This is a genomic window from Streptomyces sp. NPDC005574 (assembly GCF_040605435.1).
In the GTDB taxonomy this organism is placed as follows: domain Bacteria; phylum Actinomycetota; class Actinomycetes; order Streptomycetales; family Streptomycetaceae; genus Streptomyces.
In genome coordinates, this window is the sequence record NZ_JBEXCW010000006.1 from 15,948 (window position 1) to 41,555 (window position 25,608).

Genomic DNA, 25,608 nt, shown 5'->3' on the forward strand with positions numbered 1-25,608 from the left:
GCGGTAAAGCGAGGCCCTTTCTTCACGAGATCTCCCGATCGTTTCCCACGGAGGGTGGTGCAAAGCTGAGATTCGGGTAACCGACTGTCAGGGGACGTCGGTCGCGGACAGCCCGGCCGCGACCGGCAGGCAGCAACGGCAGCAACGGGCCGCGGGGAGGAAATTCATGACCACCAGACCGTCCGTCGCCCAGTGCGTTTCCCGCTTCCCGGCCGTCGCCGCGAGCATCGCCGCGGCCCGGGACTGGGCCAGGGCGTGTGTGCAGGGCTTCGGTGACCCGCTGCGCCAGCACCGCATCATCGAGGCCGCGGAACTGCTGGTCTCCGAGCTGATCACCAACGCGATCCGGCACGGCGCCGGCTCGCCCGTGATCCGGCTCAGCTGGAACGGGCGGATGCTCCGGATCGCGGTCAGCGACCGCGGTCCCCGCTGGCCCCGAATGCGAACCGCGGACGCCGCCGAGCCCGGAGGCTTCGGCATCCGGATCGTGGAACAACTCACGCAGCGCTGGGGTGTCACGCCGGACGACACCGGTAAGACGGTCTGGGCCGAACTCAGCCCTCATGTCCGGCCTGCTGCGACCTGAGGGGCGCCGGACGGCTGCGAGTTGACGGGTGCCGGCCTGCTGCGAGCTGGCGGGTGTCGGCCTGCCGCGACCCGGCAGGCGCCGGACGGCTGAGGTCAGGAGTCCGTGCGCCACACGGCCGGCACTCCGACGGCCGCCTGCTCGCCCGGGCCGCTTCGGCCTCTACATCGCGAGTTTCTCCCACTCGGCCTCAACGCTCCAGGTCCGCGCCCCGCGTGCGAAGTCCGTGAACACGGCGGCGACCTGGTCGAGATCGCGCAGTGGACACCGGTAGTGGCGATCCGCCGAACCGTCTCGGTGCTCGACACCGAAGCAATCCCGGCTCCACCCCGGCCCGCGCCCCGGCGCCCACCTGGACATACCGCTCGCCGCTCCCCTCCAGGATGACGAACCAGTTGTCCGCCGACAGCCCCCGCACCGCTCGCTCGACCGTCGCCGGATCCGAATCCTCCACCGCCAGGCCGGTGCACGAGTCGAGCCGCAGCGCCCTCTGCCCGCGCAGGCCGGCGGGACATGCACCACCCCTGCCTGCGGGTGAAGCAGACGAGGCCGTGCTCACCGGCCAGTTCGACGACCCGGGGAGCCGCGACCGCGACGCGACCCCATCCCATCGCCATCAGGACATGCTCCCCGGAGACGCCCAGCCTGCCGAGCACGGCGATGCCGCATCGGCCATCGCGCCCGCGTCGCCCGGCAGTTCGGGAAACTCCGCGACCAGCGCCCTGTGGAACCGCGCCACCGCCGGATGCCCGACCGCCGCCCCGGAAGCACCTCCGCACAACCGCTCGTACGTCCGCAGTGCTTCGGCGCCCGACGGACGCGTCTGCTCGAACCACACCGCGAGGTCAAACCCATGACACCCCTGTCCCCTGGAATCCCGCCCCGATCGCGGGCGATCCCAGGCGACACCTCTGACAGCGCCGGCACCTCTCATGGGGCGCACTGTTCCCGCAACTCCCGTTCTGGGCCTGCTCGACAGGCGGTGATCACGGCTTCACCGGCCGGGGACCGTGAGCGTCACGGTGGCGCCCGTCTTCAGGGCGGCGCCGGGGGCCGGGGACTGGGCGGTGACCTTGAGGGAGTCGTCACCGATCTGGGAGTCGTCAGTGAACGCCATGCCGTAGTCCAGTTCGGCGAGCCGACCGCGCGCGTCGGCGACGGTGAGTCCCGTGAGGTCGGGGACGATGCCCTGCGCGGCGGTGGGGCTCGCCTTGCCGTCGGTCGTCGGCGACGTGGCGACGGTGGTCGGTGCCGGTGCGGGCGCGTCGTCGTCGTTGCCCTGGCAGGCGGTGAGCGGGCCGCAGGTGAGGAGCAGTGCGGTGATGGCGAGGGCGGCGCGGCGGACAAGGCAGGGGCGAGGGCGGACGTGGTGCATGGAGTACTCCCCGTGAATGGTGCGTTACGTGCCGCACCCAGGGTGGCGGGCGGTCCACGTCGGGCGCCATACGCCGGGCGAGGTAACCGGCCGTCCTGCCGCTTCCGCAGATCAGCAGATCATGCGCGGTCCGCCGGAGCCTGTTCCCCCGCCCGGTGGGCCGGGATCCGGCGGGGGCTCCCGGCCCACCTTTGATCAGGCGGACGCCGGACGGACGCCGACCGCAGCCGTGTAACGGGCGGCCACGTCATCCCAGTTGACCAGGTCCCACAGCTTGGTGACGTAGTCGGGGCGGACGTTCTTGTACTGCAGGTAGTAGGCGTGCTCCCAGGCGTCGAAGACCAGCAGCGGGGTGGTGCCCTGGCCGACGTTGCCGTGGTGGTCGTAGACCTGTTCCACGATCAGGCGGCGGCCGACCGGCTCCCAGGCGAGCACGCCCCAGCCCGAGCCCTGCACGCTCGTGGTGGCCATGGTGAGCTGCTTCCTGAACGCCTCGAAGCCGCCGAGGTGCTCGTCGATGGCTTGGCCCAACGCTCCGTCGGGGCGATCGCCGCCGTCGGGGGAGAGGTTCTGCCAGAAGATCGAGTGCAGGACGTGGCCGGAGAGGTTGAACGCGAACGTCTTCTCCAGACCGACCAACCCGGTCGGCACGAGCTGGTCCTTGGCGCGCGCCTCGGCGATCTGCTCCAGGGTGTCGTTGGCGCCCTTGACGTAGGCGGCGTGGTGCTTGGCGTGGTGCAACTCCAGGATCTGCCCGGTGATGGCCGGTTCCAGCGCCGCGTAGTCGTAGGGCAGGTCGGGAAGCTCGTAGGTGCCCATCAGGCATGGCCCCTCTCTGGTCGGGTGATCGTCAGGAGACACCCTAGCCACTTATTGCAAATAACTTGCAACAGCGAGAAACATGCAGCAACATGATGGATGGCGGGGTCGGCCCGTCAGCTTTCGGGAGCGCGGTACGGGTGCTGGTGCGTGCCGTCCCGAAGGGTGATCGTCTCCTCACCCGGCGTCCGCCGGTCCCGGCCGACCCTGCCCCGCGTGGAGCCCACCTCCCGCAGGTCGAAGTGCACGGTGGGTTGCGGCGGTGAACTCAGACGCGCCGTGTGGATGTAGCCCCGGCCGCGCTGCTCACTTCCAGCCCGGTGCTCACCTCGACGGGAGCTTCGACGCCGCCTTCATCGTGGGCGTCGACGGCAGCGAGCAGCCGCTCGGTACCGCGGACACCGCGCCGACTCGCGCTTGACTCCCGCCGTGATGCGCCGGCGTCATGCGACGGGAGGATCGACACGGTCCGGGCGTCGGAGGAGCGGCAGCACCTGGCTGAGGATGATGAGCAGGAGTCCGCCGAGCAAGCCCTATTGCCAACAGGTGGCCGCGTCGCCGTCCCGCTCGGTGCCGACCGATACCACGTAGACGAGACCCGTGCGGGTCTTCGGGTCCGGCCTGGGTCGGGGTGAGAAGCCTCCTGTGTGGAAGTTGACGCTGAGCAGGAGGTGCCGGCCCTGCTCGGTGCTGGTCCAGCAGGCGCCCTCCACGGTCGCGGGCGCTGCCCAGGCGTCAGGATCCCTCTCCAGCTGCCAGCCGGCCGCCGCCGCCGTCTTCGTGTAATGGGCGATGACGGCGGCGGGCCGGCCGGGGACGGCGTACACGCGGTCCGCGTGCAGCCAGGGCGCTCCGCTGCTGTCGTCGTCGCAGCCGGTCATCACGCCGGCGCCCCGGTAGTTGGCCGGCGCTGTGGCGTGGGCGGGCGCTGCCGCGAGGAGCGGCTGTGCGGCGAGCCGGCTGAGTTCGGGGTCCGTACCGCGGCAGCCGTCACCACCGGCGACTGAGCACGCGCTGAGGGACGTGGCCAGCAGGGGAAGCGTCGCCACTGCCAGCACGGCGCGGCTGACGACCGACGAAGAGGTGAGGGGCAACGGTGCTCCAAATCGGGTGGTGGGCCGCCTGCCTGTCGCCAACTGCCCTAGCGGGTACGGCTGATGATGCACCAAGACGAGACTGGAGGAGCGAGCGCTGGAGTGCCGGGACGGGCCGATCCGGGCGACGGCGCGAGTGCGACGTTCGGGTGGCCGCCTGCCTGGGCCCGTGCTCGGTCATGGCCCTTGACGGCGCGAGGTGGCCTCCGTAGCGTCACGCCTCGTACGTACACATGACCGGCGTTCACATCCAAGGACAGGGGGAGTGGTCGTGACCCAGCGACGCGTGGTGGTGTCCGGCGGCGGGACCGGGATCGGGCTGGCGACGGCCCGGCTCTTCGCCGCGGAGGGAGACCGGGTCGTGCTGCTCGGCCGCCGCGAGGAGTTGCTGCGCAAGGCCGCCGAGGAGCTGAACGACCGCCACGGCGCGGGCACGGCCACCTGGTACGCCGCCGACCTTTCCCTGCCCGAACAGGTGCGTGGGGCGACGGAGTTCATCGTCGCCGACGAGACTCCCCTGGACGTGGTCGTCGCCAACGCCGGGGGCAACGTCGCTCCCGCGCACGACGGGACCCTGGAGTCGGTCGCCGACAGCTACCGGGCCAACTTCGACGCCAACGTCCTGACCGCGGTCCTGCTCACCGAAGCGCTGCTGCCCCACATCCGCCGCCCGGGCGGTCGCATCGTGCAGCTCTCCTCCATCGCCTCGCTGCGTGGTCCCGGCTCGTACGGCGGGTCGAAGGGCTGGATCAACACGTACACCTACGACCTCGCCCAGCGCCTCGGCGCCGAGGGGATCACCGCCAACGCGGTCGCTCCCGGATTCGTCGGCGACACGGAGTTCTTCGGCGACCGGGCGACCCCGGAGTTCGTGGCCGCCCGCGTGGGCCAGACCCTGACCGGGCAGCCGGGCCGCCCCTCCGACGTCGCGGCCGCGATCCTCTACCTGGCCTCGTCGGCGGCGGCCTACATGACGGGCCAACTCCTGCACCTCAACGGAGGCGCTGCGCTCGGGCGTTGACGGGTGGGCGGTGGGGAGAGCCACGGGCGGCCGACCTGTCGTCACCGCCTCAGCACTGCTGGTCGTGTCGCAGCGTCTCGTAGCGTCCGGCGGCGATGTCCTCGCGGGTGCCGACGATCAGGTTCAGTACGAACCCGCCGTAGTCGACGGCCTGTCCCGGTATCTGAACGAGCAGTGTCTACTCACCCTCGTCCGGCGGCATGTCCCACGGGTCGGAGTGGCCGCCGATCTGGATGGCGGAGCCGACCCCTTTGCCGCCGTCCGCGGTCCTGCGGGCCGTGTCCTCGAAGCGGTCCACCCTCTCCGGGGGACAGGACAGGTTCGAGAAGAACAGCAGCGACCCCTCGGCCGGCAGGTCGATGTCCGGGACCTCACGAAGGCAGGGCCGCGCAGTCGAGGGTCAGCAGGAGCGGTTTACCAGCCCTCGGGCCACTCGACGCCCGCCGGCAGCGACGGAAGCCCGCCCTTGCGCGGCCGGCCGGGCGTTCTCCTTCTCGGGCAACTCCTCGTACGGCACGAAGTACACGCGGGGGCGTAAGTCCCGGATCAACTCATCCGCTCGCCGTATCCGGCGCCGACCATGCCGTATGAATGGTGTGCGGTGTTCCGAGGCTCCGGGCGTTGCGGCACTGGTACGCCCAGTTCTGGCCGCCGGAGGACGACAAGATCGCAGAGACCACCGGCATCGAGCCATGCGTGCGCCTCGGTGTAAATGCGGTTTGGTGGACCTGCCTCGTGATCCGCGGTTGACGAGACCCTGGATTGCCTCATCGCGCCATAGGCCTCGAGGAGATGGATGCACGCCACGCGTCACCGACCGAGCATTGTCAGACCGCACCGATACGGTCGTTCCATGAGAGCAGCAGGCACGTTCACAGTGGAAGCGTTCGTCCCGACCGAGCTGAAGCCGGACCCGGCTGTGCCCACCGGGCTGCCCGTGGGGGTGGCGACGATGGAGAAGCGTTTCGAGGGCGAGGTCACCGGCCGCTCGGCGACCCTGTTCACCGCCGCGTTCGACCAGGAGACCGGTGTGGGCACCTATGTGGCCATGGAGTCGTTCGAAGGCTCGCTGCGCGGCAGGACCGGCGCCTTCAACTTCGTGCACTCGGCGACGACGTCCGGCAGCGATCGTACGGCGGAGTTCTTCACCATCGTGCCCACCAGCGGCACGCAGGAGCTGGCGGGAATCTCCGGCGCCGGAGGACTGGCCGTCGACGCGGACGGAACCCATCGGGTCTGGTTCGACTACGAGTTGGAGGCGTCGTGATGACCCTCGACGTGCGGGACGCAGCCCGCCGCCCTTGAAGCCCCGTCGACCAGCGAGGAGCAACAGATCGTGAACGTCGAGATCGACCCGCTCGTACGCGACACCGCCGCCCGGTTCGGGGCCGGCGTCCCGTACGCCCTGAAAGCGCTGGCCGGGCAGTTGGTGGATGATCCGGGCATGGGGCGGCCCTCGGAGCTGCCCGGCGTTCTCACCGTGATGGTCGACGGCGACATGTTCGACGACTGCCCCGACCTGGCCGTCGGCTACGTCCGCGAGCCGGACTTGATCCAGATCCGCTTCCTGCAACCGGCGCGCACCACCGAGCCCCCGGCCCACGAAGAGGACCAGACGCAGGAGTTGGGCCGAGACGAGGGCCTGCGCGCCGATCCCGCCGCGACCGCCCTCGCCGTGCGGCAGATCGCCGATGCCTGGCAGCGCGTCACCGGCTGGCTCAAGGACAACGCCCCGGACTCCTACGCCGCTCTCCGCGCCGGTGCCGGCCCGGCCGCCGTCGCCGCCCTGGAAGGAGACCTCGACACCCGGATACCTGTCGAGCTGCGCGCCCTGTGGATGCTGACGGCGGGGGACGGCCGGGGGTGCCTTCCGGGCAATGAGGCCCTGATGCCTCTGGACGCCGTGGCCGCGTTCTACCGGCGGAGCATGGACGCGCAGTCCCGCGAGGACGTGGACAACGCCCGTCGCCAGGAGGAGGATCGGATCACCGTGTGGAAGGCGACCTGGATTCCCGTCGTCTCGCGCGGCCCGGCTGACAGCACCTCGGGACTGTACCTGGACGCCTCGACCGGCTACCTGGGCCGCTGGTCCCGCTACAACGACGCCTACGGCGAAGAGCTCGACACGCTGGTCACCTATCTCGAAGAGGCTGCCGACATGCTCCAAGCGCCGGCCCTGGCCACGCGGGACAAACCCGGACTCGTCGGTGGAGAGCTGGTGTGGCGCAGCACCGTCGACCCCGAGACGCAGGACCACTGGCAACCCCTGGCCTCCTGACCCCCGGTCTCTCCGAGTCGGATTGAGGGGCGACGGCGCTGCCGGCAACCCTGCTGCGACCAGTGCGCGAGATCCGCCACGACGGTCTCCACCGCGGTGGCATCGCCGAGTTTCGCGGCCGGCGTGGCGAGCCGCTCGGCTCGCCGGGCCACCAGGACCAGGCCCCAGCCTCGCCGGGCCAGCTCCCGGATTCTTCGCTCGAAGCCCGCTCGAAGGCCCGCTTGAAGCCTCCTCGATGTTCGCTCGACGTGCGCTCGGCTCGCGGTGGGTGAGTACGGCCGAAAGGTCGGTCGGTCTCCGCGGGCTCCACGACACCTGTAACTGTGGCCGTCAGGATGTTGCCGGAGGGGTGCCGGTGAGGGCCGCGACTGCCAGCCCCGCCCAGCCCAGAGCACTGGCGGTGCCCGCCACGCGGCGGGTCCGGCCGGGGAGACCGCGGCACAGGAGGACGGCGTCACCGACGTCGGAGGCGATGCGCAGGGAGGTGGCCGTGACCAGCGCCGGTCCCTGGGGTGCGACGAGCATCGCCAGGCCGGTGGCGGCGTCCCGCCATGCCAGGGGGCGTACGACCAGGGCGGTGTGGGGGTCGACCCGCCCCTGCGGATCGACCAGCCCGCAAGGCCGCGCCAGCAGGCCCGGCCGGTAGGTGGTGGCGAGTCCGTAGGCGAGCGTCGCCGCTCCGAGGGCCCTCAGCATTCCGGTCCGCATCGTCAGCACCTTCCCACGCCGGTCGCTCGGTCTTTCCTGCCGTTCACGCGGCCGAGTACCCCGACCGGTGCGACAGCCACGCGCGTCGGCCCAGCCGGTCTCTCAGGGCAGGAAACCGTGTCGGCCCGCAGGGACACACGCCATCGCCTCGTTCGTCGATCTTCACGCGGTCGATGCGGGTTGGTCGTGCAGCACCTGCGTCCCGGGCGCGGAGGAGATCACCTGCTGCTGCCCGTGCTGCCCGTGCTGCCCGTGCTGCCCGTGCTGCCCGTGCTGCCCGTGCTGCCCGTGCTGCCCGTGCTGCCCGTGCTGTCTGTGCTGTCTGTGCTGTCCGTGCTGTCCGTGCTGTCGTCCGGTCCCGCGCCGTGCCGGTCACGGCGGTGCCTGCGGCCGGGCAGCATCTCCTGGATCTTGGCCTTGAGGCCCTGTTTGACCATGGAGTCGCGGTCACTGTCGCCGTGCAGGACGGCGGACGCGGTGGCCTCCATCTGGTCCAGGTCGGCGTGCGGCGGGATCGGCGGTACGGCCGGGTCGGTGCGGAAGTCGATGACGAAGGGCCGGTCGGCCGCGAGCGCCCGGTCCCAGGCCGCCTCGACCTGCTCGGGCTTCTCCACCCGTACGCCGTCCAGGCCGATGCGCTGGGCGATCTCCGCGTACGGCAGATCGGGGATGTGCTGCGACTCCTCGAACTGCGGGGCGCCCGACATGGCCCGCATCTCCCAGGTGACCTGGTTGAGGTCCCCGTTGTTCAGCACGGCCACGATCAGCCGGGGGTCGGACCACTCGGGCCAGTACTTGGCGGCCGTGACCATCTCCATCATGCCGTTCATCTGCATCGCGCCGTCTCCCACCAGGGCGATGGCAGGACGGTCGGGGTGGGCGAACTTGGCGCCGATGGCGTACGGCACACCCGGTCCCATCGTCGCCAGGGTGCCGGACAGGGAGCCGCGCGTCCGCCTGCGGCGGGGGAGGTGCCGCTGCGGATGCTTCAACACGGTGACACCGAGACATACTTGACCTGCGGGGGATTTCCCGTGGTGGTGTGACGGCGCGAGGGGCAGTACTACGGTGATCAGCGGCAGCGGGAGCGGCGGCAAGGGGCTGGTGAAGGCCCAGGTGCGGCTCAAGTGGGATCCGGCTCCGTTCGACCGGCCGCCTCACCATCTCGACATCGTCGCCGCGACCTACTCCGCGGACGCTCCCCACGGGCGGCCGGTGTACGTCGTCCACTACGACAGCCGCTCACCGGACGGCACCATCAACATGGGCCGGCACAGCCAGACCGGGCAGGGCTTCGGCTACGTCGAGGAGATGACCCTCGAACTCGATCGCCTCGCGTCCTCTTTCGCTCGGGTCGTCGTGGGGGTGGTGATCCACCAGAACACCGGGTTCAAGACCTTCGGCGACCTGACGAATGCGGGAGTTCTCGTCGTCGAGGGATACCGGGAACTGTTGAAGGACGACCTGACGCAGATCGCCGGATCCACCGCCGGGACCGTCGCGGAGTTCACCAAGGACGCGTCCGGAACATGGGAGTTCCACGCGAGAGTCCAGGGATTCGACAGCGACCCTGTGGGTTTCATGGCGGAGATGGGATCGGCACCGCAGCTCTGAACCCTCCGCCCGGGTTCTCACGCCGGGCGCGTGTCCCGAAGGGCCGAGCGACCGCTCATCAGTAGGCCCCCGGGCTCCCGGTTCCGCCGATGACCGTCACGGAGCCGCCTGTGGTCAGTCGTGCGCCCCGATGACGGCGGCCCGACCGGCTCCCGATCACGGCGTCGCACCACTGTTTTTGACCTGGCCGATTCGGAGCCCGAGGGGCGTTGACGGAAACGCGGGTGATCAGACGTCGACCGGACCCCTAACCTGACCCGCATGATCTCGCCCGTCTACCCTCCCAAGCCCGTGCCCGGCGACCGTATCGCGGTCATCTCGCCCTCGTCCGGGCTGCCGGCGCTCTTCCCTGTCCACACCTGGACCGGGAACTCCTGCGCGCCCATCCCAAGCCGTTCTTCGGAGCGAGCGACAACACCAATCTGCTGTTGTTCCTGCACAACCTGGGCATCGTCGCCTACCACGGCGCCTGCGTGATGACGGAGATCGGTCGCCCGTACGCCCTTCATCCCCTGACCGCCGACTCGGTGCGCGCGGCCCTGTTCACCTCGGGCCCTTACGAACTCCGCCCCGCGGAGCGCTATCGCGACACCGCCCGCGACTGGGCGGAGCCGGCCACCTTCACCACGGAGCCGGACTCGCAGCCCGCCGACGGCTGGATCTGGCATCACGCCGGCGGAGTTGTCGAGGGCCGCGCCTGGGGCGGCAACCTGGAGATCCTGTCGTGGCTCCTGATGGCCGACCGTGAAATCGAGCGCGACCCCGCCGTCCACGAGGGCCGCGTACTGTTCCTGGAGACGTCGGAGGAGATGCCGAGCGGGGAGGACGTCTACCGCATCCTGCGCAACATGGGGGAGCGGGGCCTGCTGGCGCGCTTCCCCGCCCTGTTGATGGGCCGCGCCAAAGCCTGGTCCTTCGAGCAGCCGAACAGCCTTGCGGACAGGCGGCGTTACGCGCTCGCGCAGCGCGATGCGGTGCTGCGCGCCCTGGCCGAGTACGCCCCGCACACGATGGCGGTGTTCGACGTCGACTTCGGGCACACCGATCCCCAACTGGTGATCCCCTACGGCGGATCGGTGAGAGTCGACGGATCGGCGCGGCGGATCACGGTGACGTACTGAGTCTTCGCCCGGTGGCCGGTCGCCGGGCGCCGAGCGCTGGTCGCGCCGGTTCGCGGGCAGGCCCGGAAACTCCTGTGCGCCGGCGCACCGCTCCACGAATATCCCCGCATAGCGCACAGTCTCGAATCGCTTGCCAACCGGCACGCCCACAGTCTTGCTTCCCTCGTGGGCCTCACCGCGCGAGCACCGCCCGAGCCGTTCCAGGTCGTGCGCAGCAGCGACGGCCGGACAGCCCGGCACGGTCAGGTGCGCGGTGAGAAGCCCGTCGTGATCTGCTTAGCTGTCGTGATGAGCAAGTCAACCTCCCCCACGCACACCGCCGTTGACCCCGGTGAACTGTTCCGTGACCCCTACGGCGTCTACGGACGGCTGCGCGAGGAGGGGCCCGTTCACCGGATCACCGGGACGGACGGTCTCCCCGCCTGGCTGGTCACGCGCTACGAGGACGTCCGGCAGGCGCTCGCCGACCCCCGGCTCTGCCTGGACAAGCGCAACGCGACCCCGGGCGGCTACCGCGGCATGGCCCTGCCCCCTGCGCTCGACGCCAACCTCCTCAACATGGACCCGCCGGACCACACCCGCATCCGCCGCATGGTCTCCCAGGCCTTCACCCCCCGGCAGATGGAGCGGCTGCGCGAACCGATCCGGCTGACCGCGGAACGACTGCTCGACTCCCTGCCCGAGGGAGAGCAGGTCGACCTGATCTCCTCCTACGCCGCCCCGCTGCCGATCATCGTCATCTGCGACCTCCTCGGTGTGCCCGAGGCGCACCGCCCCGACTTCCGCGCCTGGACCGACGCCCTGGTCGCCCCCGACCCGGCGCGGCCGGAACGGGCCCGGGCTGCCGTCGGCCACCTGCTGGCCTTCTTCACCCGGCTGATCGCGGACAAGCGCTCCGACCCCGCAGACGACCTCCTGTCCGCCCTCGTCGCCGTACGGGACCAGGAAGACCGGCTGAGCGAGGACGAGTTGATGTCGCTCGCCTTCCTCGTGCTCGCCGCGGGGTACGAGAACACGGTGCACCTGATCGGCAACGCGATCGCCGCGCTGCTCACCCACCCGGGTCAACTCGCCGCGCTGCGGGCCGATCCGCACCTGATGGACCGGGCCGTCGAGGAACTGGCGCGCTACGACGGCCCCGTCCCCCTCGCCGTCCGGCGCTTCCCCACCGAGGACATCGTCATCGGCGAGGTCACCGTGCCGGCGGGCGAGACGGTCCTGCTCTCACTCGCTGCCGCGCACCGCGATCCACGCCGCTTCACGGAACCCGACCGGCTCGACATCGGACGCGACGCCACCGGGCACCTGGCGCTCGGACACGGCATCCACTACTGCCTCGGCGCTCCGTTGGCCCGGATCGAGACCGGCATCGCGCTCACCGCGCTCTTCGCCCGCTTCCCCGACCTCACCCTCGCCCGGCCGCCCCGGGAACTGAGCCGTCGCCCCTCGATGCGCTCGCGCGGACTGACGGCACTGCCGGTCCACACAGCGGGCCCGCCGTCGTAGCCGACCATTCCCGCATGAAGCGATGAGGCGACGACGGCGCCCGGACGGAGGATGCGGACTCCGTCCCCCGCCCCGATCAGCCGTCAGTTCTTCTTCAGCTCCTCGGCGAGCATCACGAGGATGCCGCTGGGACCGCGGAGGTAGGTGAGCTTGTAGACGTCCTCATAGGTCGCCACACCGCGAAGCGGAAGGCATCCGTGCCTCGCGGCCGTCTCAAGGGCTGCGTCGATGTCGTCGACCGAGAAGGCGACGCGATGCATGCCGATCTCGTTGGGACGAGTGGGCTCCGACTCGATCGCTTCGGGGTGGATGTACTCGAAGAGCTCAAGGCGACCGTGACCGTCCGGCGTCTGGAGCATCGCGATGTTGGCGTGGTTGCCGTCCAGGCCGACGGCGGTGTCGGTCCACTCACCACTGACCGTGTCACGGCCGAGGACCGTGAGGCCGAGGTCGGTGAAAAAGGAGATCGCCGCTTCGAGGTCGCGAACGGCGATGCCGACGTTCTCAAGTTTGATGGCCATGCGTCGCATGCTAGCGAGCCGGGCCGATCCTGTGCCTCGGGCGAGAACGCAGCCGAGTACCGGGGCACTGTCGAGGTCGGCCGTGTTCTGGCCTTCGGCGTCCGAAGCATGTCTGCCGGCGGGTGACCAGACCCGGTCACGCACCGCGGACCGCGAGGCAGATGCCGGTGTCCCGGTCAGGGGAGGAGGCGGCGGGTGCGGGTCCAGATCAGGAGTTGGTCCTGTACCGGGCCGGACCGCAGGTGGGCGAGGAGTGTCTCCAGGTGGGCGGTGAGGTTCTTGTGCCGGCGTAGTGCGCGGATCTGCTCGATGGGCAGATCACGCCAGTGACCGGCCAGGGCTGTCGCCTGTGAGGGGGTGAGGGTCAGCGCGTCGAGCGTGTCGGACGCGAGCGACTCGGGGTGCCAGTAGGGATTCTCGTCGTCGCGGCCGAGTCGGTCGATGACCCACGTCCTGAGAGCGAACTCCTGCGCCTTCACGCGCGCTTGCTCCGCCGGCCCGTCGACACGCATGCGCTGGTTCGCCAGCAACGACAGTTCGGCCCACTGCCGACGTTCGTCCAGCGGTTGTCCGGCGCGGTAGGCATGTGCCTGCGCAATGACACGTACCACCTCCAACCGCCAGTCGGCGGCGTCCGCGGTGAGTGACCGAAGACGTTCGACGGGCCACCCGCTGATGTCGTCGTTCCGCTCGAAGTCCGCGCCGCCGCTCATCGGTCTCCGTTCCCGGTCATGGGCACGAGCACGTGATGCGATTCTCCCGGCCCCTTTCCCATCCCCTTCTCATATCCAAGCACCCGCCGATCCTCGGGCGAGCTGAGACGTCCGGTCCGATCGCAGCCGACGTGCGACGCCGACGCCCGCGATGGTCGACGTCATGCAGCGGCTCCACCCGCTCGCCGGAGACCGGTCGTGGTCGAGCGGTTGCCCGAGGCGGGGACGGTCGTCGCCGCGACCCGGCCGAGGAGTCTTCCGGGAATGCTGGTCCGCCGGTGGCCGACCCCGGTTATCCTGCCTCGTTCCGCACAGGCCAGGGAGGTCCCGCACCATGACCAGCACCACGTCGTCCTTTCCCGAGCGGATCGAGCTCGCGGGGGAGGGGCTTGTCCTGCGCGACTGGACGGAAGCGGACCTGGGCGCGATGCCGGAGCTGTTCGACCACCCTGACATCGCGTACTGGACGCCGATCGTCTCCCCCTTCGACGCGCCGGCCGCCCGCCTGCGACTGGACCGGGCCCGGCAGCTGCGTGCGGAGGGCACGACCATCCTGCTCGCCATCACCGTCGACGGCGGCGCACCGCTCGGCGAGGTGATGTTGCGCAGGGCTCCCGAGGGCGCGGAGCTCGGTTACGCGGTGGGTCCGGCGCACCGAGGCCAGGGACTGGCCGTGCGGGCGGTGCGCGTGATGGCCGCGTACGCCTTCGAGCAACTGGGCGTGGATCAGGTGATCCTGGAGCTGGAGGCCGAGAACACCGCCAGCGCCGCCGTGGCCGTCAAGGCGGGCTTCGAACTGCTCGACGTACCGCTGATCGAGGGGGACGAGAAGGGGCGGCCCTTCGCCCTGCAGACGTGGGGGCTGAGCCGGTCCTGATCGATGCGCGGCCGCAGTGCGACGACGCCGGACACGCGGGAGCCGCTCACGGCCGCGTGCCGGCATCCACGCCCGCGACGGCGGTGAGCCGGAGTCTGGTCTCGTCCTCGCTGCCCGGGGCGGCGGTCATGATGACGATCTTGAGTTCGGCGTCGCCGTCGGCCAGGATGTCGCAGTCCACCGTGACCGGGCCCACCGACGGGTGGTGGATCGTCTTGTGGTCCTCGCGGTGTGCGGCCACCGCCCCCGTCGCCCACAGGTCGGTGAACCTCCCGCTCCCCGCGCTCAGTTCGCGGACCAGGCCGGCCAAGCGGGTGTCGTGGGGGAAGCGGCCGGTGGCGCGGCGCAGGTCGGAGACGACGGCCGCGTCGGTGGCGTCGCGGTCCGCCTCGGTCACCGGCCACCGCGCGAGGTGGGCGGGGCCGCCGTCCGTGAGGAACCTGTCGCGGGCGAAGTTGCGCAGCCGCGGCGGGGAGGCGGCGGGATCTCCCAGCAGGGCGGCCCAGCCGTGGTTCCACCAGACCAGCTGCCAGTCCGCCGCGAACACGGCGACCGCCACGTCCCCGAGCCGGGCGAGCACCCGCTGCACGCCGGGCGGCAGATGGTCGGAGATGGCGCCGTCCGCCGGCGGGACGAGCCGGGCCAGTCGGTACAGGTGGTCCCGCTCGGCCGTCGACAGCTGCAGGGCGCGCGCCAGCGAGGCCACCACCGATGCCGAAGGGGTCGTGGAACGCCCCTGCTCCAGTCGTACGACGTAGTCGACCGACACGCCGGCCAGCTCGGCCAGCTCCTCGCGCCGCAGCCCGGCCGCCCTGCGCCCGTGGGCCACCGGCAGCGCGGCGGCCGACGGGGGCAGCCGGTCGCGCCACGTGCGGATCATCGCGCCCAGTCCGGTTCCGGGAGTCGTCGGCATGATCCCCATCCTTCCGCATCCCCGGTCGAGCGCGGGGACGCCAGAGGGGTACTGGTTTTCCTACCGTCGAAGCGTCCCTGTCGCGCGAGAGACGGCGGGGCCATGGTGGGACCCATGACGATCACCTTCATCACCGGAGCCAACAAGGGTCTCGGCCGCGAGACCGCCCGCCGCCTCGTCGAGTACGGCCACACCGTGCTCGTGGGAGCCCGCGACCGTGAGCAGGGCGAGGAAGCCGCCGCGGCACTCGGCGCACGGTATGTCCCCATCGACGTGAGCGACGACGCGTCCGTGGCCGCCGCGGCCGCGAACATCGCCGAACACGAGGGCAGGATCGACGTCCTGATCAACAACGCCGGGGTCCACGGCCCCGCCGGCGACCCCGGTGACCTCACCGCCGCCGACGCCCTGGCCGTCCTCGACGTCAACGTCATCGGTGTCGTCCGCACCACCACGGCGTTCCTGCCGCTGCTGCGCCGCTCGGACTCCCCGGTGATCGTCAACGTCAGCAGCGGCATGGGCTCCCTCGCGCTCACCCACGACCCAGCGCGGCCCGAGTCACGTGTCGTGGCGCCGCTGTACACCGCGTCGAAGGCGGCCCTGACGATGCTGACCACGCAGTACGCCAAGGGGCTCAAGGACATACGCGTCAACGCCGCCGACCCCGGCTACACCGCCACCGACCTCAACGGTCACAGCGGCCCCCAGACCGTCACCGAGGGCACGGACGCGATCGTCGCCCTCGCCACCGAGGAACCCGGCGCCGGCACCGGGCGCTTCCTCTCCCGCCATGGCGAGATCGGGTGGTCGTGACCGCGCCGGACCCGGGCCGGACGGGCATCGGCCGGGGGTGGGCGACCGGCGTCGCCCACCCGCTGTGACCCGCACCGCCGGTCAGGAGCGTGACCGTCCTCGCGGAGGCACCCGCCGCGGCGGGCGGGTGGCGGCCCCGGTCACGCGAGGCGCTTGCGGCCCCACAGGACGATGAACGCCGTGATGCCGGCGGTGAGGGCCAGCAGGAAGGCGGCGCCCGACCACTGCATGGCGGACATCCGGGTGATGGGAATGTACTCGACCGACCAGCCGACGACGTGCGCCTTGTCCAGGCAGGCGGCCGTGGCCTTCGCCGTGGCCTCGGTGCAGGTGCCCCAGCCGGTCAGGTCACCGGACGCCGTGAGGTAGGACTGGTCCACGACGTGCGCGGCGTCGGGCAGCGTGGGGAAGGCCCCGTCACCGACACCCTTGTGCGTGGTGACGGTGGCGGTGTCCCCGAGGGACATCCGGAAGTGCGACCAGACCACCTGCACGACGATGGCGAAGCCGAACGTGACGACCATCGACATCAGGGTGCGGCGCAGCAGCATGCCGATCGCGACGCCGCCGACGACCGTGATCAGGCTGAGTGCCGTGAGCACCGGCCCGGTGTTGTCGAAGGCCGAGCCCTCGTCCCAGCCGATGATGTACGGCGAGGTCCTGACCGGGGACCACCACCAGCCGAACGCGACGGAGAGAGCCGCGGTGCACACCACGATGACGAGTGCCGTCACGCCGAGCTTGGTGACGAGCCAGCGGACACGGCTGGCCGACTGGGAGTTGACCAGTTTGGCGGTGCCGCTCTCCAGGTCGCCGGCGAGCAGAGGAGCCCCCAGGAACACGCCGAGCAGGATGGGCAGGACGCCGATCACCTGGGCTGCCGTGGTGAGCGGTCGCTGATCGAACCGCTGCTCCCAACCGGACTTCAGATGGGGCCAGCCGTAGTCGTCGAGATAGGACACCATCTGGTGGCGCTCGTAGACGATCACCGCGACGATCACCGCGGTGGCGGCCAGGAGGGTCCAGTACGCGGCGCGGTGCTGACGCCAGACGAGCCAGTTCATGCCGCTGAGGCGGAGAGCGGGGCCCCGGCGGGGCGCGGCCGTCGCGGGGCCGGCGGGGGCCGGGTTGCCGGTGCTGGTCATCGTGCTCATGCCGCCACCGCCGTGTGGGGACCGACGTGGGAACTGGGACTGATCAGGGGTGGGGCCTCGGGGGAGCGGAGATAGGCGAGCAGGAGTTCCTCCAGGTTGGGGGAGTCCACCTCCCAGGGGCCGTCGACCGGTCCGTCGGGGCGGATGAGCGAGGTGAACTGCCGTCCGCTGGTGCGGGTTTCGACGACGGTGTGGCGCGCGAGTTCAGCGGGTTCGCGCCCGTCGGTCCGTACGCCGGTGAGCAGGGCGTGGGCGGTGAGGAGTTCGTCGACCTCACCGGCCATGCGCAGGCCGCCGTCCGCGATGACCAGCAGGTAGTCGCAGGTGTTCTCCAGTTCGGCGAGCATGTGGGTGGACATCAGCACGGTGGTGCCGCGCTCGGTGGCCTCCGACAGCAGCGTGCCCATCAGCTCGTGGCGCACCAGCGGGTCGAGGTCGGACATCGGCTCGTCGAGGAGCAGCAGGTCGGGACGCTTGCCGAAGGCCAGGGCGAAGGCCACCCGGGTGCGCTGACCGCCGGAGAGGGTGCCGATCTTCGCCTCGAAGGGCACCTTGCCCGCGCGGACGATGTTCTCGGCGGCCCGCTGGTCCCAGCCGGGGTTCAGCTCGCGGCCCATGCGGAGGGTCTCTGCGACGGTGAAGCGCCGGAAGAGGGGCTTCTCCTGGGCGAGGAACGCAGTACGGCGGCCGGCCTCCGCGGACTCCGGGGCCGCGCCGAACACCCGCAGGGTGCCGGCGGTGGGCTCCAGCAGGTTGGCGGCGACGGCCATCAGCGTCGTCTTGCCGGCGCCGTTGGGCCCGACGAGTCCGCAGATCCGTCCGGCCGGCAGCCGGAACGAGCAGTCCTTCAGCGCCCAGCCCCGCCGGTACCTCCTGCCGACACCGCGGGCCTCTATCGCCGATTCCTCGGCCCGGTCCCCGTGGCCTGTCCCGTCGTGCCTCATGCGTGTCCCTCGTTCCCCGCGGCCGCCCTGGTCCCGGCGTACCGCTCGGCCATCACGGACACGACCAGCGCGGTCACGTCCTCCTGCTCCAGACCGGCCGCCCGGGCCCGGTCCATCCACGTCTCCAGCTCGCCGCGCAGCGGTGAGTCCGCCGCCGCCTGCGGGCGGGCCAGCGACTGGCACACGAACGTGCCCTGGCCCTGCCGCAGTTCGACCAGGCCCTCCCGCTCCAACTCGCGGTAGGCCTTGAGTGTCGTGTTCGGGTTCACCGCGCAGATCTCCGTGACGGCCTTGGCCGTTGGCAACTGGTCCCCGGGCACGAGCACGCCGAGGCGCAGCGCCTGTCTGGTCTGCTGCACGATCTGCTGGTAGGCGGCGACCCCGCTGCGCCTGTCGATGCGGAACTCCACGTCCTCACCACCATTCAGCTAGTCAACTAGTGGACGGATGATGGGACATGGGCCGAAGTTCTGTCAAAAGCCGCTGGCTGTACGGGATTTCGTCGTGACCGGTCGGCGGGCGCGGCCGAGGTGGTGGTGATCGACTCTCCGGGTCGAGGGTGATCGACTCTCCGGGTCGAGGGTGATCGACTCTCCGGCCGTGACGGCTGCGTGACGGGGGCGCGCCTCCCCGTTCGGCGCACGGGTGACCGGCACATCCGCGCCGTACGAGGTCGGCTTCGGGGTGTGCCGAAGGGCGGTGCGTACATGCCGGGGACGGTGGTGCGGGACCGGTTCCGGACGCGACGGGAACCGCCGGCCTGCGAAGTGCGCGACCTCGTCGCCGTAAATGTGTGTCGAACGCGAGTTACTGGCCACTCGGGGGCGAGACGGACGGTCGCGTGTCATAGCGGTGTATCACCCCAGGTATGCGCACCTGTCAGGACACGGGGCCGCACCCTGGACGTCCGATGAGGAGAAGTCGCTGATGACTGAGTCCATACAGACCGGAACCGGGAGTACGGGAGAAAGGGTCAAGGAAGAGACCTCCGCCACCGCTGACCAGGCCAAACAGGCCGCGAATCAGGTTGTGGGAACGGCAGCCGAACAGGCTCGGACCGTCGTGGGCGAGGCACGGCAGCAGGCCGGCACGGTCGTCGATGACCTGCGGGGCCGCGCGATGGAGGAGGCCGAGGGGCAGACCAGGCGGGCGGCCGACGTACTGCGTCAGTGGTCGCACGATCTGTCCGGCCTCGCCGAGCACGCCCAGGACGAGTCACCGGCCCGCAGCCTGGCCGCCCAGGCGGCCGACCGGGGGCACCGAGCCGCGGACTACCTGGAGAAACAAGGGGTCGAGGGCATTGTCTCCGACCTCCAGGGCTTCGCCCGCCGACGTCCGGGAGCCTTCCTGGGCGGCGCGCTGCTGGCCGGACTGGCCGTCGGGCGGCTGGCGAAGGTGGCCAAGGGCGCTTCCCAGTCCGGCGGAAGCGGCCAGGGGCGGGAGCAGGTCGGCCGAGCGCCGGACCGCACGGAGCTGAGCGCCCCGGTCTCGACGACCCTGCCGGCCGGTCCTCCGCCGGGGCCTGTGCCGGAGACCCTGCCACCGCCTCCGCCGGTCCCGCCGACCCCCGGCACGCCGCCGGGCGGCATGCCGGGCCGGCCCTATCCGGAGGTGTGAGATGACCTCGATGCCGCCCACACCCACCCCCGCCGGCCCGCAGGCGCAGGACAAGTCCGTGGGACAGCTCCTGTCCGTGATCACCTCGGACCTGCAGACCCTGTTCCGTCAGGAGGTTGAGCTGGCCAAGGCCGAGGTGAAGGAGGAGGCCACCAAGGCGGGCAAGGCCGCCGGCATGTACGGCGGTGCGGGCTTCGCGGGCTACATGGTGCTGCTGTTCCTGTCGCTGGCCGCCGTGCTGGGCCTGTCCAACGTGATGGACGGGGGCTGGGCCGCACTGATCGTCACCGCGGTGTGGGCCGTCGTCGCGGCCGTGCTGTACCAGCGGGGCCGTACGGAGATGCGCACGGTCTCCCCGAAGCCCGAGCGAACCGTCGAGACCATGAAGGAGAACGCGGAATGGGCACGTCACCCGACCAAGTGAGGGCCGAGATCGAGGCCACCCGCGGCCGGCTGTCCGCCGACGTGGACCAGCTCACCGACCGCACCAGTCCCCGACGGGTCGTGCACCGGCGCAAGGAGCGGATGCGCGGCGCGGTGGGAGGGCTCCGCGACCGGGTCATGGGCACCGCGTCCCACACCTCGCAGGGTGTGGCGGACAGCGCCCAGTCGGCGGCCGGCTCGCTGCAGGAGGGCGCCGGCCGGGCAGCCGACTCGGCACGCGACGTCGTGGGCCAGGCGGGACAGGCGGTGCAGCAGGCACCCGACACCGTCCGGAGCCAGACGCAGGGCAATCCGCTCGCGGCGGGCCTGGTCGCCTTCGGGGTCGGTCTGCTGGCGTCCTCGCTGCTGCCCGCCACCCAGGCGGAGCAGGACAAGGCCGCCGACCTGCTGCAGAGTGACGCGCTGGAGCCGGTGAAGCAGGCTGCCGGCGAGTCGGCGCAGCACCTGAAGGAAGGCGCCAAGGAGGTCACGCAGAGCGCGGTCGCCGAAGTGAAGGACACCGCCACGCAGGCCGCCCAGACCACCCAGGACAAGGCGCGTGAGCAGGCGGGTCAGGTCACCGAGCAGACCCGTGACTCCGGCCGGACCCTGGCGGACGAGGCCCGTCAGCGCACCGGCCAGAGCTGAGCGACACCGATGTGCCCGGCCGCCGTCCCACCGGCGGCCGGGCACTCGCGTCGCACCGGCCCCCGTACGTCGACGCCTTGCGGCCTGCCGGTCGGTCGGCTGAACTGAACTTCCTCACCAGTACCAGTACTTGACGCCCTTGTGGTACGAGCACGTGCCCCGGAAGTGGGCGCTGTGGGAGTAGGTGCCGTCCTTGCACTTCGCCTTCGTGCCGTAAGGATGGGGCGAGTTGGCCCGGCACACCCCCACCGTGTGCCGGGCACATGTCGCGGCGGAGGCGTCGGTGGCGACGGTGACCGGCGCGAGCAGCGCACCGGTCACGAAGGCCGCGGCCACGGCGCCCCGGAATCTGGTCAGCATGATGTCCTCCCTGACCGGGCGGGAGACGCGAACCCGACCTGGTGACCCACCGCCCATTTTGCCCCCGACCGCTGATGATCGCCCGGTGGCACCGGCCGCACTGGCAGGGGCCGGCGACGCAGCGGCTCTTCAACGCGCCCTGACCAAGAGGGAGTTCGGCAACTAGTTCGGGTGGTTCCCCGGGCCGTGCCCGTAACCCGCCAGCGGGGTGGGGGAGAGGTCGGTGGGCTCCTCGCCGGTCTCCAGGAGGGTGTTCGCCGCGCCCACGATGAGCGGGTCCGGCTTGCCGACGGCCGTGTGGTCCTTGGCCGGGTAGTCGCAGCGGTCGAGCAGACTGCGCATCGCTTCGAGCCGGCCCCGGCGCTTGTCGTTGTTCTTGACCACTGTCCACGGGGCGTGCGGTGTGTCCGTCGCCCGGAACATGTCGACCTTGGCGGCGGTGTACTGGTCCCACAGGTCGAGTGAGGCCAGGTCGGTCGGAGAGAGCTTCCAACGGCGTACGGGGTCGACCTGCCGGATCGCGAACCGGGTCCGCTGCTCGGCCCGGGAGACCGAGAACCAGTACTTGACCAGGAGGATCCCGTCCTTGGTCAGCATCTCCTCGAACAGCGGGGCCTGTTCGAGGAAGGCGCGGTACTCGGCCTCGGTGCAGAAGCCCATGACGCGCTCGACGCCGGCCCGGTTGTACCAGGAGCGGTCGAAGAAGACGATCTCACCGCGGGAGGGCAGGTGCGGCACGTACCGCTGGAAGTACCACTGGCCCGCTTCCCGCTCGGTCGGCTTCGCCAGCGCCACCACGCGGGCGCCTCGCGGGTTGAGCCGCTCGGTGAACCGCTGGATCGTGCCTCCTTTGCCGGCCGCGTCACGGCCCTCGCACAGCACGACGACCCGCTGCCCGGTCTCGTTCACCCAGCGCTGCATCTTCAGCAGCTCAATCTGCAGGACGCGCTTGGTGCGGTCGTAGGCGGCCCGCTTCACCTTCCGGTCGTACGGGTAGTTCTCCCGCCATGTGTCAACGGGGCTTCCGTCGGCGTCCAGCAGGATCGGCTTCTCCGGCCGGCGCTCGTCCACGCGCAGGCCGTCGAGCAGGTCCTCCTCGGTGCGCGTCTCGTCGTCCTCGTACGGCCGCGTCGTCTCGTCGTGCTCTGACATCGTCAGTCTCCCCATAGTCCCCGTGTACTGGCCGACGTGGACAGTTCCCGCAGGACACGGAGACGAACACGCGCCGCCGACCGGGTTCGGTCGGCGGCGCGTCCCGGGGACGTACGACGGTCAGAACGGCAGGTGGCCACGGGCCCGGCGGCCGGCGGAGCCGCTGCGGCCGACGGCGCGCGAGCTGGAGCTGAAGGGCTTGCTCAGCAGCCGTCCCAGCGGGCCGGGAGCCTTCGACCCGGCGCGGGAGCCGGCCCCGAGGCCGCGCTGGGCACCGTTCTGCGGGTGCCGGGACAGCCGCGGCAGGAAGAAGGCCAGCACGGCCAGCAGGACACAGGCGGCGAGGACGACGGCGATGATCATTCACGGGCTCCCGGAGCGTCGAGCGGATGGCGCGGTTGTGGATGTCTGCTCCACCGCCTGCCCGGTCCCTCCGCGATCACTCCGGGCAGAGCTGCCCACCCCGGCCCGCCAAGCTGCGGCCCCCCGCCGCGAGGCACCCGGAGAACGGCGCGTTCTCAGGCCGCGGAGCGGGCGCGCGACCCGCGCTGCGACAGCGTCAGCCAGCTCACGCAGCCGACGATCGCCGCCGTCCACGCCAGGGTGACGGGTGACAGGCCCAGGCCGAGGCCGCCCCGGGTGTGGCTCAGCGCCATCCAGTCGGCCAGGGAGGCCCCGAGGGGGCGGGTGATGACGTAGGCCGTCCAGAAGGCGGCCACCGCGTTCAGCGCGCAGAAGCGGTGGGCCAGGGCGGGGACGCAGATGGCTGCGGCGAAGAGGACGACCGACCCCGCGTACCCGAAGCCGACGGTGGCGGTGAGGTCCCCGGCGGCGGTGCCGAGGGCGAAGGTGGCGAGCACCGCGGCCCAGTAGAACGCCTCCCGGCGCCGGGTCCGTACGGTGTGGACGGACAGGGTCCGCTCGCTCGCGTACCAGAGGGCGAAGACGGCGATCAGGACGGTCAGGAAGGCCGGTGTCGACACGGCGTAGGGCACGCCGAGGCCGACGTGCAGGACGTCGGCGGCCATGGTGCCGAACACGCTGACCATGACGACGGCGGTCCAGTACGCCCAGGCGGTGTAGCGCCGAAGTGTGAACTGGACGGCCAGGGAGACCACGAGCGCGAGGCCGCCGAGCGCGACGGCGGGCACCGGCCCGAGCAGATGGGCCAGAAGGTCCGACGCCGTCTCGCCCATGCCGGTGGTCAGTACCTTGACGATCCAGAAGGTGACGGTCACCTCCGGCACCTTGTTCGCCATCCGGCGGACGGGGGCGAGGGGCCGGTCGTCGAGGACGTGCTCTGCGGTCATGATCCGCACCATGGCACCCCGAGCCTGAACGCAGCCTGAACGGCCTGCCCCCGACGGGGCGGCACGTAGTACCGCGGTACGACCGGACGGGTGTGGATCAGTCCCCGGTACCACCGCATCGGGGCGGTTCGGTGCCTAGGTTGTCGGGTGAGGCGCTCGGGGGCGACCGATGGACGCCAGTGCCCGACAGGAAGAAACGCGAATGATCGACGCACAGCAGCTGACGAAGAGGTACGGCGAGAAGACCGCCGTCGACGGGTTGGACTTCACCGTCAAGCCGGGCACGGTGACCGGCTTCCTCGGGCCCAACGGCGCCGGGAAGTCGACCACCATGCGCATGATCGTCGGACTCGACGCCCCGACGCGAGGGTCCGTCTCGGTCAACGGCCGGCACTACGCCCGGCACCGCGCGCCGCTCCAGGAGGTCGGGGCCCTGCTGGAGGCGAAGTCGATCCACCCGGGCCGCTCGGCCCACAACCACCTGAGGGCGCTCGCGCTGACGCACGGGATTCCCCGGAGCCGGGTCGACGAGGTCATCGACCTCGCGGGGCTCGGCAGTGTGGCGAGGAAGCGGGCCGGCGCCTTCTCCCTCGGCATGGGCCAGCGCCTGGGCATCGCGGCGGCGCTGCTGGGCGACCCGCAGACGGTGATGCTGGACGAGCCCGTCAACGGGCTGGACCCGGAGGGCGTCCTCTGGATCCGCAACCTGCTGAAGTCGCTCGCCGACGAGGGCCGCACGGTGTTCGTGTCGTCCCACCTGATGAGCGAGATGGCCCTGGTCGCGGACCACCTCATCATCGTCGGCCGGGGCCGGCTGCTGGCCGACACCACCGTGGCGGACCTCATCCGCGAGGCGGGCGGCGACACCGTGAGGGTCGCCACGCAGGACCCCGCGCGGCTGCGGGACGTCCTGGCCGGTCCGGGCGTCGACATCACGGGCCGTATCGGAGCTGAGGAACTGCAGGTGACCGGGCTCAGTGCCCGCGAGATCGGCCTCAAGGCGGCCGAGCACGGGATCGCGCTGTTCGAGCTGAGCGCGCGCACCGTGTCACTGGAGGAGGCGTTCATGGAGCTGACCAGGGATGCCGTGGAGTACCACGGCACCACGACCGTCGAGAGCCTGGCGACCGCCGGGAGGCCCGCATGAGCACCCTGACGACGACCCCCGAGGCGGCGCCCCCGGCCGCGCCCTCCCGGCCCGCCTACCGGGTGACCGGACGCCGGGTGCTGGCCTCCGAGTGGTCCAAGCTCTGGACGCTGCGTTCGACGTGGATCACCCTGGGCCTCGGCCTGCTCTTCCTCGTCGCCTTCGGGCTGATCGCCTCCAGCCGCTACAAGTCCGGCGTCGACTCCGGCCACCTGGACGGGGACTTCGCCGATTCCACGGCCGTGAGCCTGTCGCTGTTCGGCACCAACTTCGCCCAGCTCGCCCTCGGCGTGCTCGGCGTGCTGGTGACGGCGGGGGAGTACTCGACCGGCATGATCCGCTCGACCCTGGCGGCCGTACCGCGCCGGCTGCCCGTCCTGTGGTCCAAGGCGACCGTGTTCGGCCTGGTCGCCCTGGTGGTCGGCACCCTGGGCGCGTTCGTCGCCTTCGGGTTCGGCAGCGGCATCGTCTCCGGCACGCCCGCGGCCCTGAGCCTCTCGCACGCCGGAGCGGTGCGCAGCCTGCTGGGCGCCGGGCTCTACCTCGGACTCGTAGGAGTGGTCGGCGTCGCCCTGGGCGCGCTGCTGCGGTCGGTGGCCGGCGGCATCTCGGTGCTGGTCGCCACGTTCATGCTGATCCCGGGACTCGTCTCCCTGCTCCCCAGCTCCTGGCGGGACGACATCAGCCCGTACCTGCCCAGCAACGCGGGCCAGTCACTGTTCGCCCTGACCCACGACAGCACCACGCTGTCGCCCGCGGCCGGAGGGCTGGTCTTCCTCGGCTGGACTGCGCTCGCGCTGGCGGGAGCGGCGTACCGACTGGTCCGCAGCGACGTCTGACCGCCCGCACCATGGGCAGGTGACCACCTTGACGACCACCAGCGAAGACGTCAGC

Annotated in this window: 27 protein-coding genes and 2 pseudogenes; 14 read left to right on the forward strand and 15 right to left on the reverse strand. The window is 71.2% G+C overall.

Annotated features, from left to right (window positions below; genetic code table 11):
- The first annotated feature begins 166 nt into the window (after window positions 1-166).
- Window positions 167-586, forward strand: coding sequence for an ATP-binding protein (locus ABZT03_RS06265; protein WP_356034226.1), 420 nt, complete (start codon window positions 167-169; stop codon window positions 584-586).
- A 994-nt stretch (window positions 587-1,580) separates the two neighbouring features.
- Here ABZT03_RS06265 and ABZT03_RS06270 read toward each other — a convergent pair.
- From ABZT03_RS06270 to ABZT03_RS06280, 3 genes are all read right to left on the reverse strand, one after another.
- Window positions 1,581-1,961: a PASTA domain-containing protein gene (locus ABZT03_RS06270; RefSeq protein WP_356034229.1), complete on the reverse strand. Its 381-nt coding sequence runs from the start codon at window positions 1,959-1,961 to the stop codon at window positions 1,581-1,583.
- Between the two features lie 195 nt (window positions 1,962-2,156).
- Window positions 2,157-2,780, reverse strand: coding sequence for a superoxide dismutase (locus ABZT03_RS06275; protein WP_356034231.1), 624 nt, complete (start codon window positions 2,778-2,780; stop codon window positions 2,157-2,159).
- Between the two features lie 533 nt (window positions 2,781-3,313).
- Window positions 3,314-3,874: a hypothetical protein gene (locus tag ABZT03_RS06280; protein WP_356034234.1), complete on the reverse strand. Its 561-nt coding sequence runs from the start codon at window positions 3,872-3,874 to the stop codon at window positions 3,314-3,316.
- 271 nt (window positions 3,875-4,145) lie between these two features.
- Between ABZT03_RS06280 and ABZT03_RS06285 the strand changes: the two genes are divergently transcribed.
- The 3 genes from ABZT03_RS06285 (at window position 4,146) to ABZT03_RS06295 (ending at window position 7,173) form a co-directional block, all read left to right on the forward strand.
- Window positions 4,146-4,895, forward strand: a complete 750-nt coding sequence (locus ABZT03_RS06285) for an SDR family oxidoreductase (RefSeq protein ID WP_356034237.1) — start codon at window positions 4,146-4,148, stop codon at window positions 4,893-4,895.
- 853 nt (window positions 4,896-5,748) lie between these two features.
- Complete coding sequence (locus ABZT03_RS06290; RefSeq protein ID WP_356034239.1) at window positions 5,749-6,162, forward strand: DUF3224 domain-containing protein; 414 nt, start codon at window positions 5,749-5,751, stop codon at window positions 6,160-6,162.
- Window positions 6,163-6,231: 69 nt separating this feature from the next.
- Window positions 6,232-7,173 (forward strand): hypothetical protein, encoded by a 942-nt coding sequence (locus ABZT03_RS06295; RefSeq protein ID WP_356034242.1) that lies wholly within the window; start codon window positions 6,232-6,234, stop codon window positions 7,171-7,173.
- Between the two features lie 330 nt (window positions 7,174-7,503).
- Here the strand turns inward: ABZT03_RS06295 and ABZT03_RS06300 are convergent, their stop codons facing one another.
- Window positions 7,504-7,881 (reverse strand): hypothetical protein, encoded by a 378-nt coding sequence (locus tag ABZT03_RS06300; protein ID WP_356034245.1) that lies wholly within the window; start codon window positions 7,879-7,881, stop codon window positions 7,504-7,506.
- Window positions 7,882-8,240: 359 nt separating this feature from the next.
- Window positions 8,241-9,008 (reverse strand): annotated as a pseudogene (locus ABZT03_RS06305) (thiamine pyrophosphate-dependent enzyme); the annotation flags it as partial.
- Here ABZT03_RS06305 and ABZT03_RS06310 point away from each other — a divergent pair.
- From ABZT03_RS06310 to ABZT03_RS06320, 3 genes and pseudogenes are all read left to right on the forward strand, one after another.
- Window positions 8,950-9,495, forward strand: coding sequence for a TerD family protein (locus ABZT03_RS06310; RefSeq protein ID WP_356034248.1), 546 nt, complete (start codon window positions 8,950-8,952; stop codon window positions 9,493-9,495). The pseudogene ABZT03_RS06305 and the gene ABZT03_RS06310 overlap by 59 nt on opposite strands.
- 261 nt (window positions 9,496-9,756) lie before the next feature.
- Window positions 9,757-10,616, forward strand: a pseudogene (locus ABZT03_RS06315) (LD-carboxypeptidase).
- A 288-nt stretch (window positions 10,617-10,904) separates the two neighbouring features.
- The gene (locus tag ABZT03_RS06320) at window positions 10,905-12,122 is read left to right on the forward strand and encodes a cytochrome P450 (protein WP_356034251.1); all 1,218 of its coding nucleotides are present in this window, start codon (window positions 10,905-10,907) and stop codon (window positions 12,120-12,122) included.
- An 83-nt stretch (window positions 12,123-12,205) separates the two neighbouring features.
- On the opposite strand, the gene ABZT03_RS06325 is transcribed toward ABZT03_RS06320, so the two are convergent.
- Together ABZT03_RS06325 and ABZT03_RS06330 are read right to left on the reverse strand one after the other, a co-directional pair.
- On the reverse strand, window positions 12,206-12,643 hold the full coding sequence (locus ABZT03_RS06325; RefSeq protein ID WP_356034253.1) for a VOC family protein: 438 nt from the start codon (window positions 12,641-12,643) through the stop codon (window positions 12,206-12,208).
- 176 nt (window positions 12,644-12,819) lie between these two features.
- Window positions 12,820-13,356, reverse strand: coding sequence for a hypothetical protein (locus tag ABZT03_RS06330; protein WP_356034256.1), 537 nt, complete (start codon window positions 13,354-13,356; stop codon window positions 12,820-12,822).
- Between the two features lie 334 nt (window positions 13,357-13,690).
- Here ABZT03_RS06330 and ABZT03_RS06335 point away from each other — a divergent pair, with 334 nt between their 5' ends.
- On the forward strand, window positions 13,691-14,233 hold the full coding sequence (locus tag ABZT03_RS06335) for a GNAT family N-acetyltransferase (RefSeq protein WP_356034258.1): 543 nt from the start codon (window positions 13,691-13,693) through the stop codon (window positions 14,231-14,233).
- Between the two features lie 46 nt (window positions 14,234-14,279).
- Here the strand turns inward: ABZT03_RS06335 and ABZT03_RS06340 are convergent, their stop codons facing one another.
- Entirely contained in the window at window positions 14,280-15,146 is an 867-nt protein-coding gene (locus tag ABZT03_RS06340) for a helix-turn-helix transcriptional regulator (RefSeq protein WP_356034260.1), read from the reverse strand.
- A gap of 114 nt (window positions 15,147-15,260) precedes the next feature.
- Here ABZT03_RS06340 and ABZT03_RS06345 point away from each other — a divergent pair, with 114 nt between their 5' ends.
- Window positions 15,261-15,959, forward strand: coding sequence for an SDR family NAD(P)-dependent oxidoreductase (locus tag ABZT03_RS06345; protein WP_356034263.1), 699 nt, complete (start codon window positions 15,261-15,263; stop codon window positions 15,957-15,959).
- Window positions 15,960-16,099: 140 nt separating this feature from the next.
- On the opposite strand, the gene ABZT03_RS06350 is transcribed toward ABZT03_RS06345, so the two are convergent.
- The 3 genes from ABZT03_RS06350 to ABZT03_RS06360 are packed head-to-tail and all read right to left on the reverse strand — an operon-like array spanning window position 16,100 to window position 18,467.
- Window positions 16,100-17,113 (reverse strand): ABC transporter, encoded by a 1,014-nt coding sequence (locus tag ABZT03_RS06350; RefSeq protein WP_356034265.1) that lies wholly within the window; start codon window positions 17,111-17,113, stop codon window positions 16,100-16,102.
- A complete protein-coding gene (locus tag ABZT03_RS06355) occupies window positions 17,110-18,057 on the reverse strand; it encodes an ABC transporter ATP-binding protein (RefSeq protein ID WP_356034268.1) in 948 nt (315 codons plus the stop codon). The genes ABZT03_RS06350 and ABZT03_RS06355 overlap by 4 nt, the downstream gene beginning before the upstream one ends.
- A complete protein-coding gene (locus ABZT03_RS06360) occupies window positions 18,054-18,467 on the reverse strand; it encodes a GntR family transcriptional regulator (RefSeq protein WP_356034271.1) in 414 nt (137 codons plus the stop codon). Before ABZT03_RS06360 ends, ABZT03_RS06355 begins: the two co-directional genes overlap by 4 nt.
- Window positions 18,468-18,984: 517 nt before the next feature.
- Here ABZT03_RS06360 and ABZT03_RS06365 point away from each other — a divergent pair.
- The 3 genes from ABZT03_RS06365 to ABZT03_RS06375 are packed head-to-tail and all read left to right on the forward strand — an operon-like array spanning window position 18,985 to window position 20,745.
- Entirely contained in the window at window positions 18,985-19,674 is a 690-nt protein-coding gene (locus ABZT03_RS06365) for a hypothetical protein (RefSeq protein ID WP_356034274.1), read from the forward strand.
- Window position 19,675: 1 nt separating this feature from the next.
- Window positions 19,676-20,098 carry a phage holin family protein gene (locus ABZT03_RS06370; RefSeq protein WP_356034276.1) on the forward strand — a complete coding sequence of 141 codons (423 nt, stop codon included), beginning with the start codon at window positions 19,676-19,678 and terminating at the stop codon, window positions 20,096-20,098.
- Window positions 20,074-20,745, forward strand: coding sequence for a DUF3618 domain-containing protein (locus ABZT03_RS06375; RefSeq protein WP_356034278.1), 672 nt, complete (start codon window positions 20,074-20,076; stop codon window positions 20,743-20,745). The genes ABZT03_RS06370 and ABZT03_RS06375 overlap by 25 nt, the downstream gene beginning before the upstream one ends.
- A 114-nt stretch (window positions 20,746-20,859) precedes the next feature.
- Here the strand turns inward: ABZT03_RS06375 and ABZT03_RS06380 are convergent, their stop codons facing one another.
- The 4 genes from ABZT03_RS06380 to ABZT03_RS06395 all read right to left on the reverse strand — a co-directional run bounded on the left by ABZT03_RS06380 (window position 20,860) and on the right by ABZT03_RS06395 (window position 23,567).
- Window positions 20,860-21,105, reverse strand: coding sequence for a DUF3761 domain-containing protein (locus ABZT03_RS06380; RefSeq protein ID WP_356034281.1), 246 nt, complete (start codon window positions 21,103-21,105; stop codon window positions 20,860-20,862).
- A gap of 162 nt (window positions 21,106-21,267) precedes the next feature.
- Entirely contained in the window at window positions 21,268-22,257 is a 990-nt protein-coding gene (gene ppk2 / locus ABZT03_RS06385) for a polyphosphate kinase 2 (protein ID WP_356034283.1), read from the reverse strand.
- 120 nt (window positions 22,258-22,377) lie between these two features.
- Window positions 22,378-22,620 carry a DUF6411 family protein gene (locus tag ABZT03_RS06390; RefSeq protein WP_356034286.1) on the reverse strand — a complete coding sequence of 81 codons (243 nt, stop codon included), beginning with the start codon at window positions 22,618-22,620 and terminating at the stop codon, window positions 22,378-22,380.
- A gap of 155 nt (window positions 22,621-22,775) precedes the next feature.
- Window positions 22,776-23,567 (reverse strand): hypothetical protein, encoded by a 792-nt coding sequence (locus ABZT03_RS06395; RefSeq protein WP_356034289.1) that lies wholly within the window; start codon window positions 23,565-23,567, stop codon window positions 22,776-22,778.
- A 202-nt stretch (window positions 23,568-23,769) separates the two neighbouring features.
- Between ABZT03_RS06395 and ABZT03_RS06400 the strand changes: the two genes are divergently transcribed.
- Both ABZT03_RS06400 and ABZT03_RS06405 read left to right on the forward strand, forming a co-directional pair.
- A complete protein-coding gene (locus ABZT03_RS06400) occupies window positions 23,770-24,714 on the forward strand; it encodes an ATP-binding cassette domain-containing protein (protein WP_356034290.1) in 945 nt (314 codons plus the stop codon).
- Window positions 24,711-25,553, forward strand: a complete 843-nt coding sequence (locus ABZT03_RS06405) for an ABC transporter permease (RefSeq protein WP_356034293.1) — start codon at window positions 24,711-24,713, stop codon at window positions 25,551-25,553. Before ABZT03_RS06400 ends, ABZT03_RS06405 begins: the two co-directional genes overlap by 4 nt.
- The last annotated feature ends 55 nt before the right edge of the window (window positions 25,554-25,608 follow it).

What these genes read in the sequence shown, in the direction of transcription:
- ABZT03_RS06265 (WP_356034226.1), top strand. Translation starts at nt 167, where the DNA reads ATGACCACCAGACCGTCCGTCGCCCAGTGCGTTTCCCGCTTCCCGGCC.
- ABZT03_RS06350 (WP_356034265.1), bottom strand. Translation starts at nt 17,113, where the DNA reads ATGAGCACGATGACCAGCACCGGCAACCCGGCCCCCGCCGGCCCCGCG.
- ppk2 (WP_356034283.1), bottom strand. Translation starts at nt 22,257, where the DNA reads ATGTCAGAGCACGACGAGACGACGCGGCCGTACGAGGACGACGAGACG.
- ABZT03_RS06270 (WP_356034229.1), bottom strand. Translation starts at nt 1,961, where the DNA reads ATGCACCACGTCCGCCCTCGCCCCTGCCTTGTCCGCCGCGCCGCCCTC.
- ABZT03_RS06390 (WP_356034286.1), bottom strand. Translation starts at nt 22,620, where the DNA reads ATGATCATCGCCGTCGTCCTCGCCGCCTGTGTCCTGCTGGCCGTGCTG.
- ABZT03_RS06405 (WP_356034293.1), top strand. Translation starts at nt 24,711, where the DNA reads ATGAGCACCCTGACGACGACCCCCGAGGCGGCGCCCCCGGCCGCGCCC.
- ABZT03_RS06400 (WP_356034290.1), top strand. Translation starts at nt 23,770, where the DNA reads ATGATCGACGCACAGCAGCTGACGAAGAGGTACGGCGAGAAGACCGCC.
- ABZT03_RS06300 (WP_356034245.1), bottom strand. Translation starts at nt 7,881, where the DNA reads ATGCGGACCGGAATGCTGAGGGCCCTCGGAGCGGCGACGCTCGCCTAC.
- ABZT03_RS06320 (WP_356034251.1), top strand. Translation starts at nt 10,905, where the DNA reads ATGAGCAAGTCAACCTCCCCCACGCACACCGCCGTTGACCCCGGTGAA.
- ABZT03_RS06330 (WP_356034256.1), bottom strand. Translation starts at nt 13,356, where the DNA reads ATGAGCGGCGGCGCGGACTTCGAGCGGAACGACGACATCAGCGGGTGG.
- ABZT03_RS06325 (WP_356034253.1), bottom strand. Translation starts at nt 12,643, where the DNA reads ATGGCCATCAAACTTGAGAACGTCGGCATCGCCGTTCGCGACCTCGAA.
- ABZT03_RS06365 (WP_356034274.1), top strand. Translation starts at nt 18,985, where the DNA reads ATGACTGAGTCCATACAGACCGGAACCGGGAGTACGGGAGAAAGGGTC.
- ABZT03_RS06355 (WP_356034268.1), bottom strand. Translation starts at nt 18,057, where the DNA reads ATGAGGCACGACGGGACAGGCCACGGGGACCGGGCCGAGGAATCGGCG.
- ABZT03_RS06370 (WP_356034276.1), top strand. Translation starts at nt 19,676, where the DNA reads ATGACCTCGATGCCGCCCACACCCACCCCCGCCGGCCCGCAGGCGCAG.
- ABZT03_RS06275 (WP_356034231.1), bottom strand. Translation starts at nt 2,780, where the DNA reads ATGGGCACCTACGAGCTTCCCGACCTGCCCTACGACTACGCGGCGCTG.
- ABZT03_RS06380 (WP_356034281.1), bottom strand. Translation starts at nt 21,105, where the DNA reads ATGCTGACCAGATTCCGGGGCGCCGTGGCCGCGGCCTTCGTGACCGGT.
- ABZT03_RS06395 (WP_356034289.1), bottom strand. Translation starts at nt 23,567, where the DNA reads ATGACCGCAGAGCACGTCCTCGACGACCGGCCCCTCGCCCCCGTCCGC.
- ABZT03_RS06290 (WP_356034239.1), top strand. Translation starts at nt 5,749, where the DNA reads ATGAGAGCAGCAGGCACGTTCACAGTGGAAGCGTTCGTCCCGACCGAG.
- ABZT03_RS06345 (WP_356034263.1), top strand. Translation starts at nt 15,261, where the DNA reads ATGACGATCACCTTCATCACCGGAGCCAACAAGGGTCTCGGCCGCGAG.
- ABZT03_RS06340 (WP_356034260.1), bottom strand. Translation starts at nt 15,146, where the DNA reads ATGCCGACGACTCCCGGAACCGGACTGGGCGCGATGATCCGCACGTGG.
- ABZT03_RS06375 (WP_356034278.1), top strand. Translation starts at nt 20,074, where the DNA reads ATGGGCACGTCACCCGACCAAGTGAGGGCCGAGATCGAGGCCACCCGC.
- ABZT03_RS06335 (WP_356034258.1), top strand. Translation starts at nt 13,691, where the DNA reads ATGACCAGCACCACGTCGTCCTTTCCCGAGCGGATCGAGCTCGCGGGG.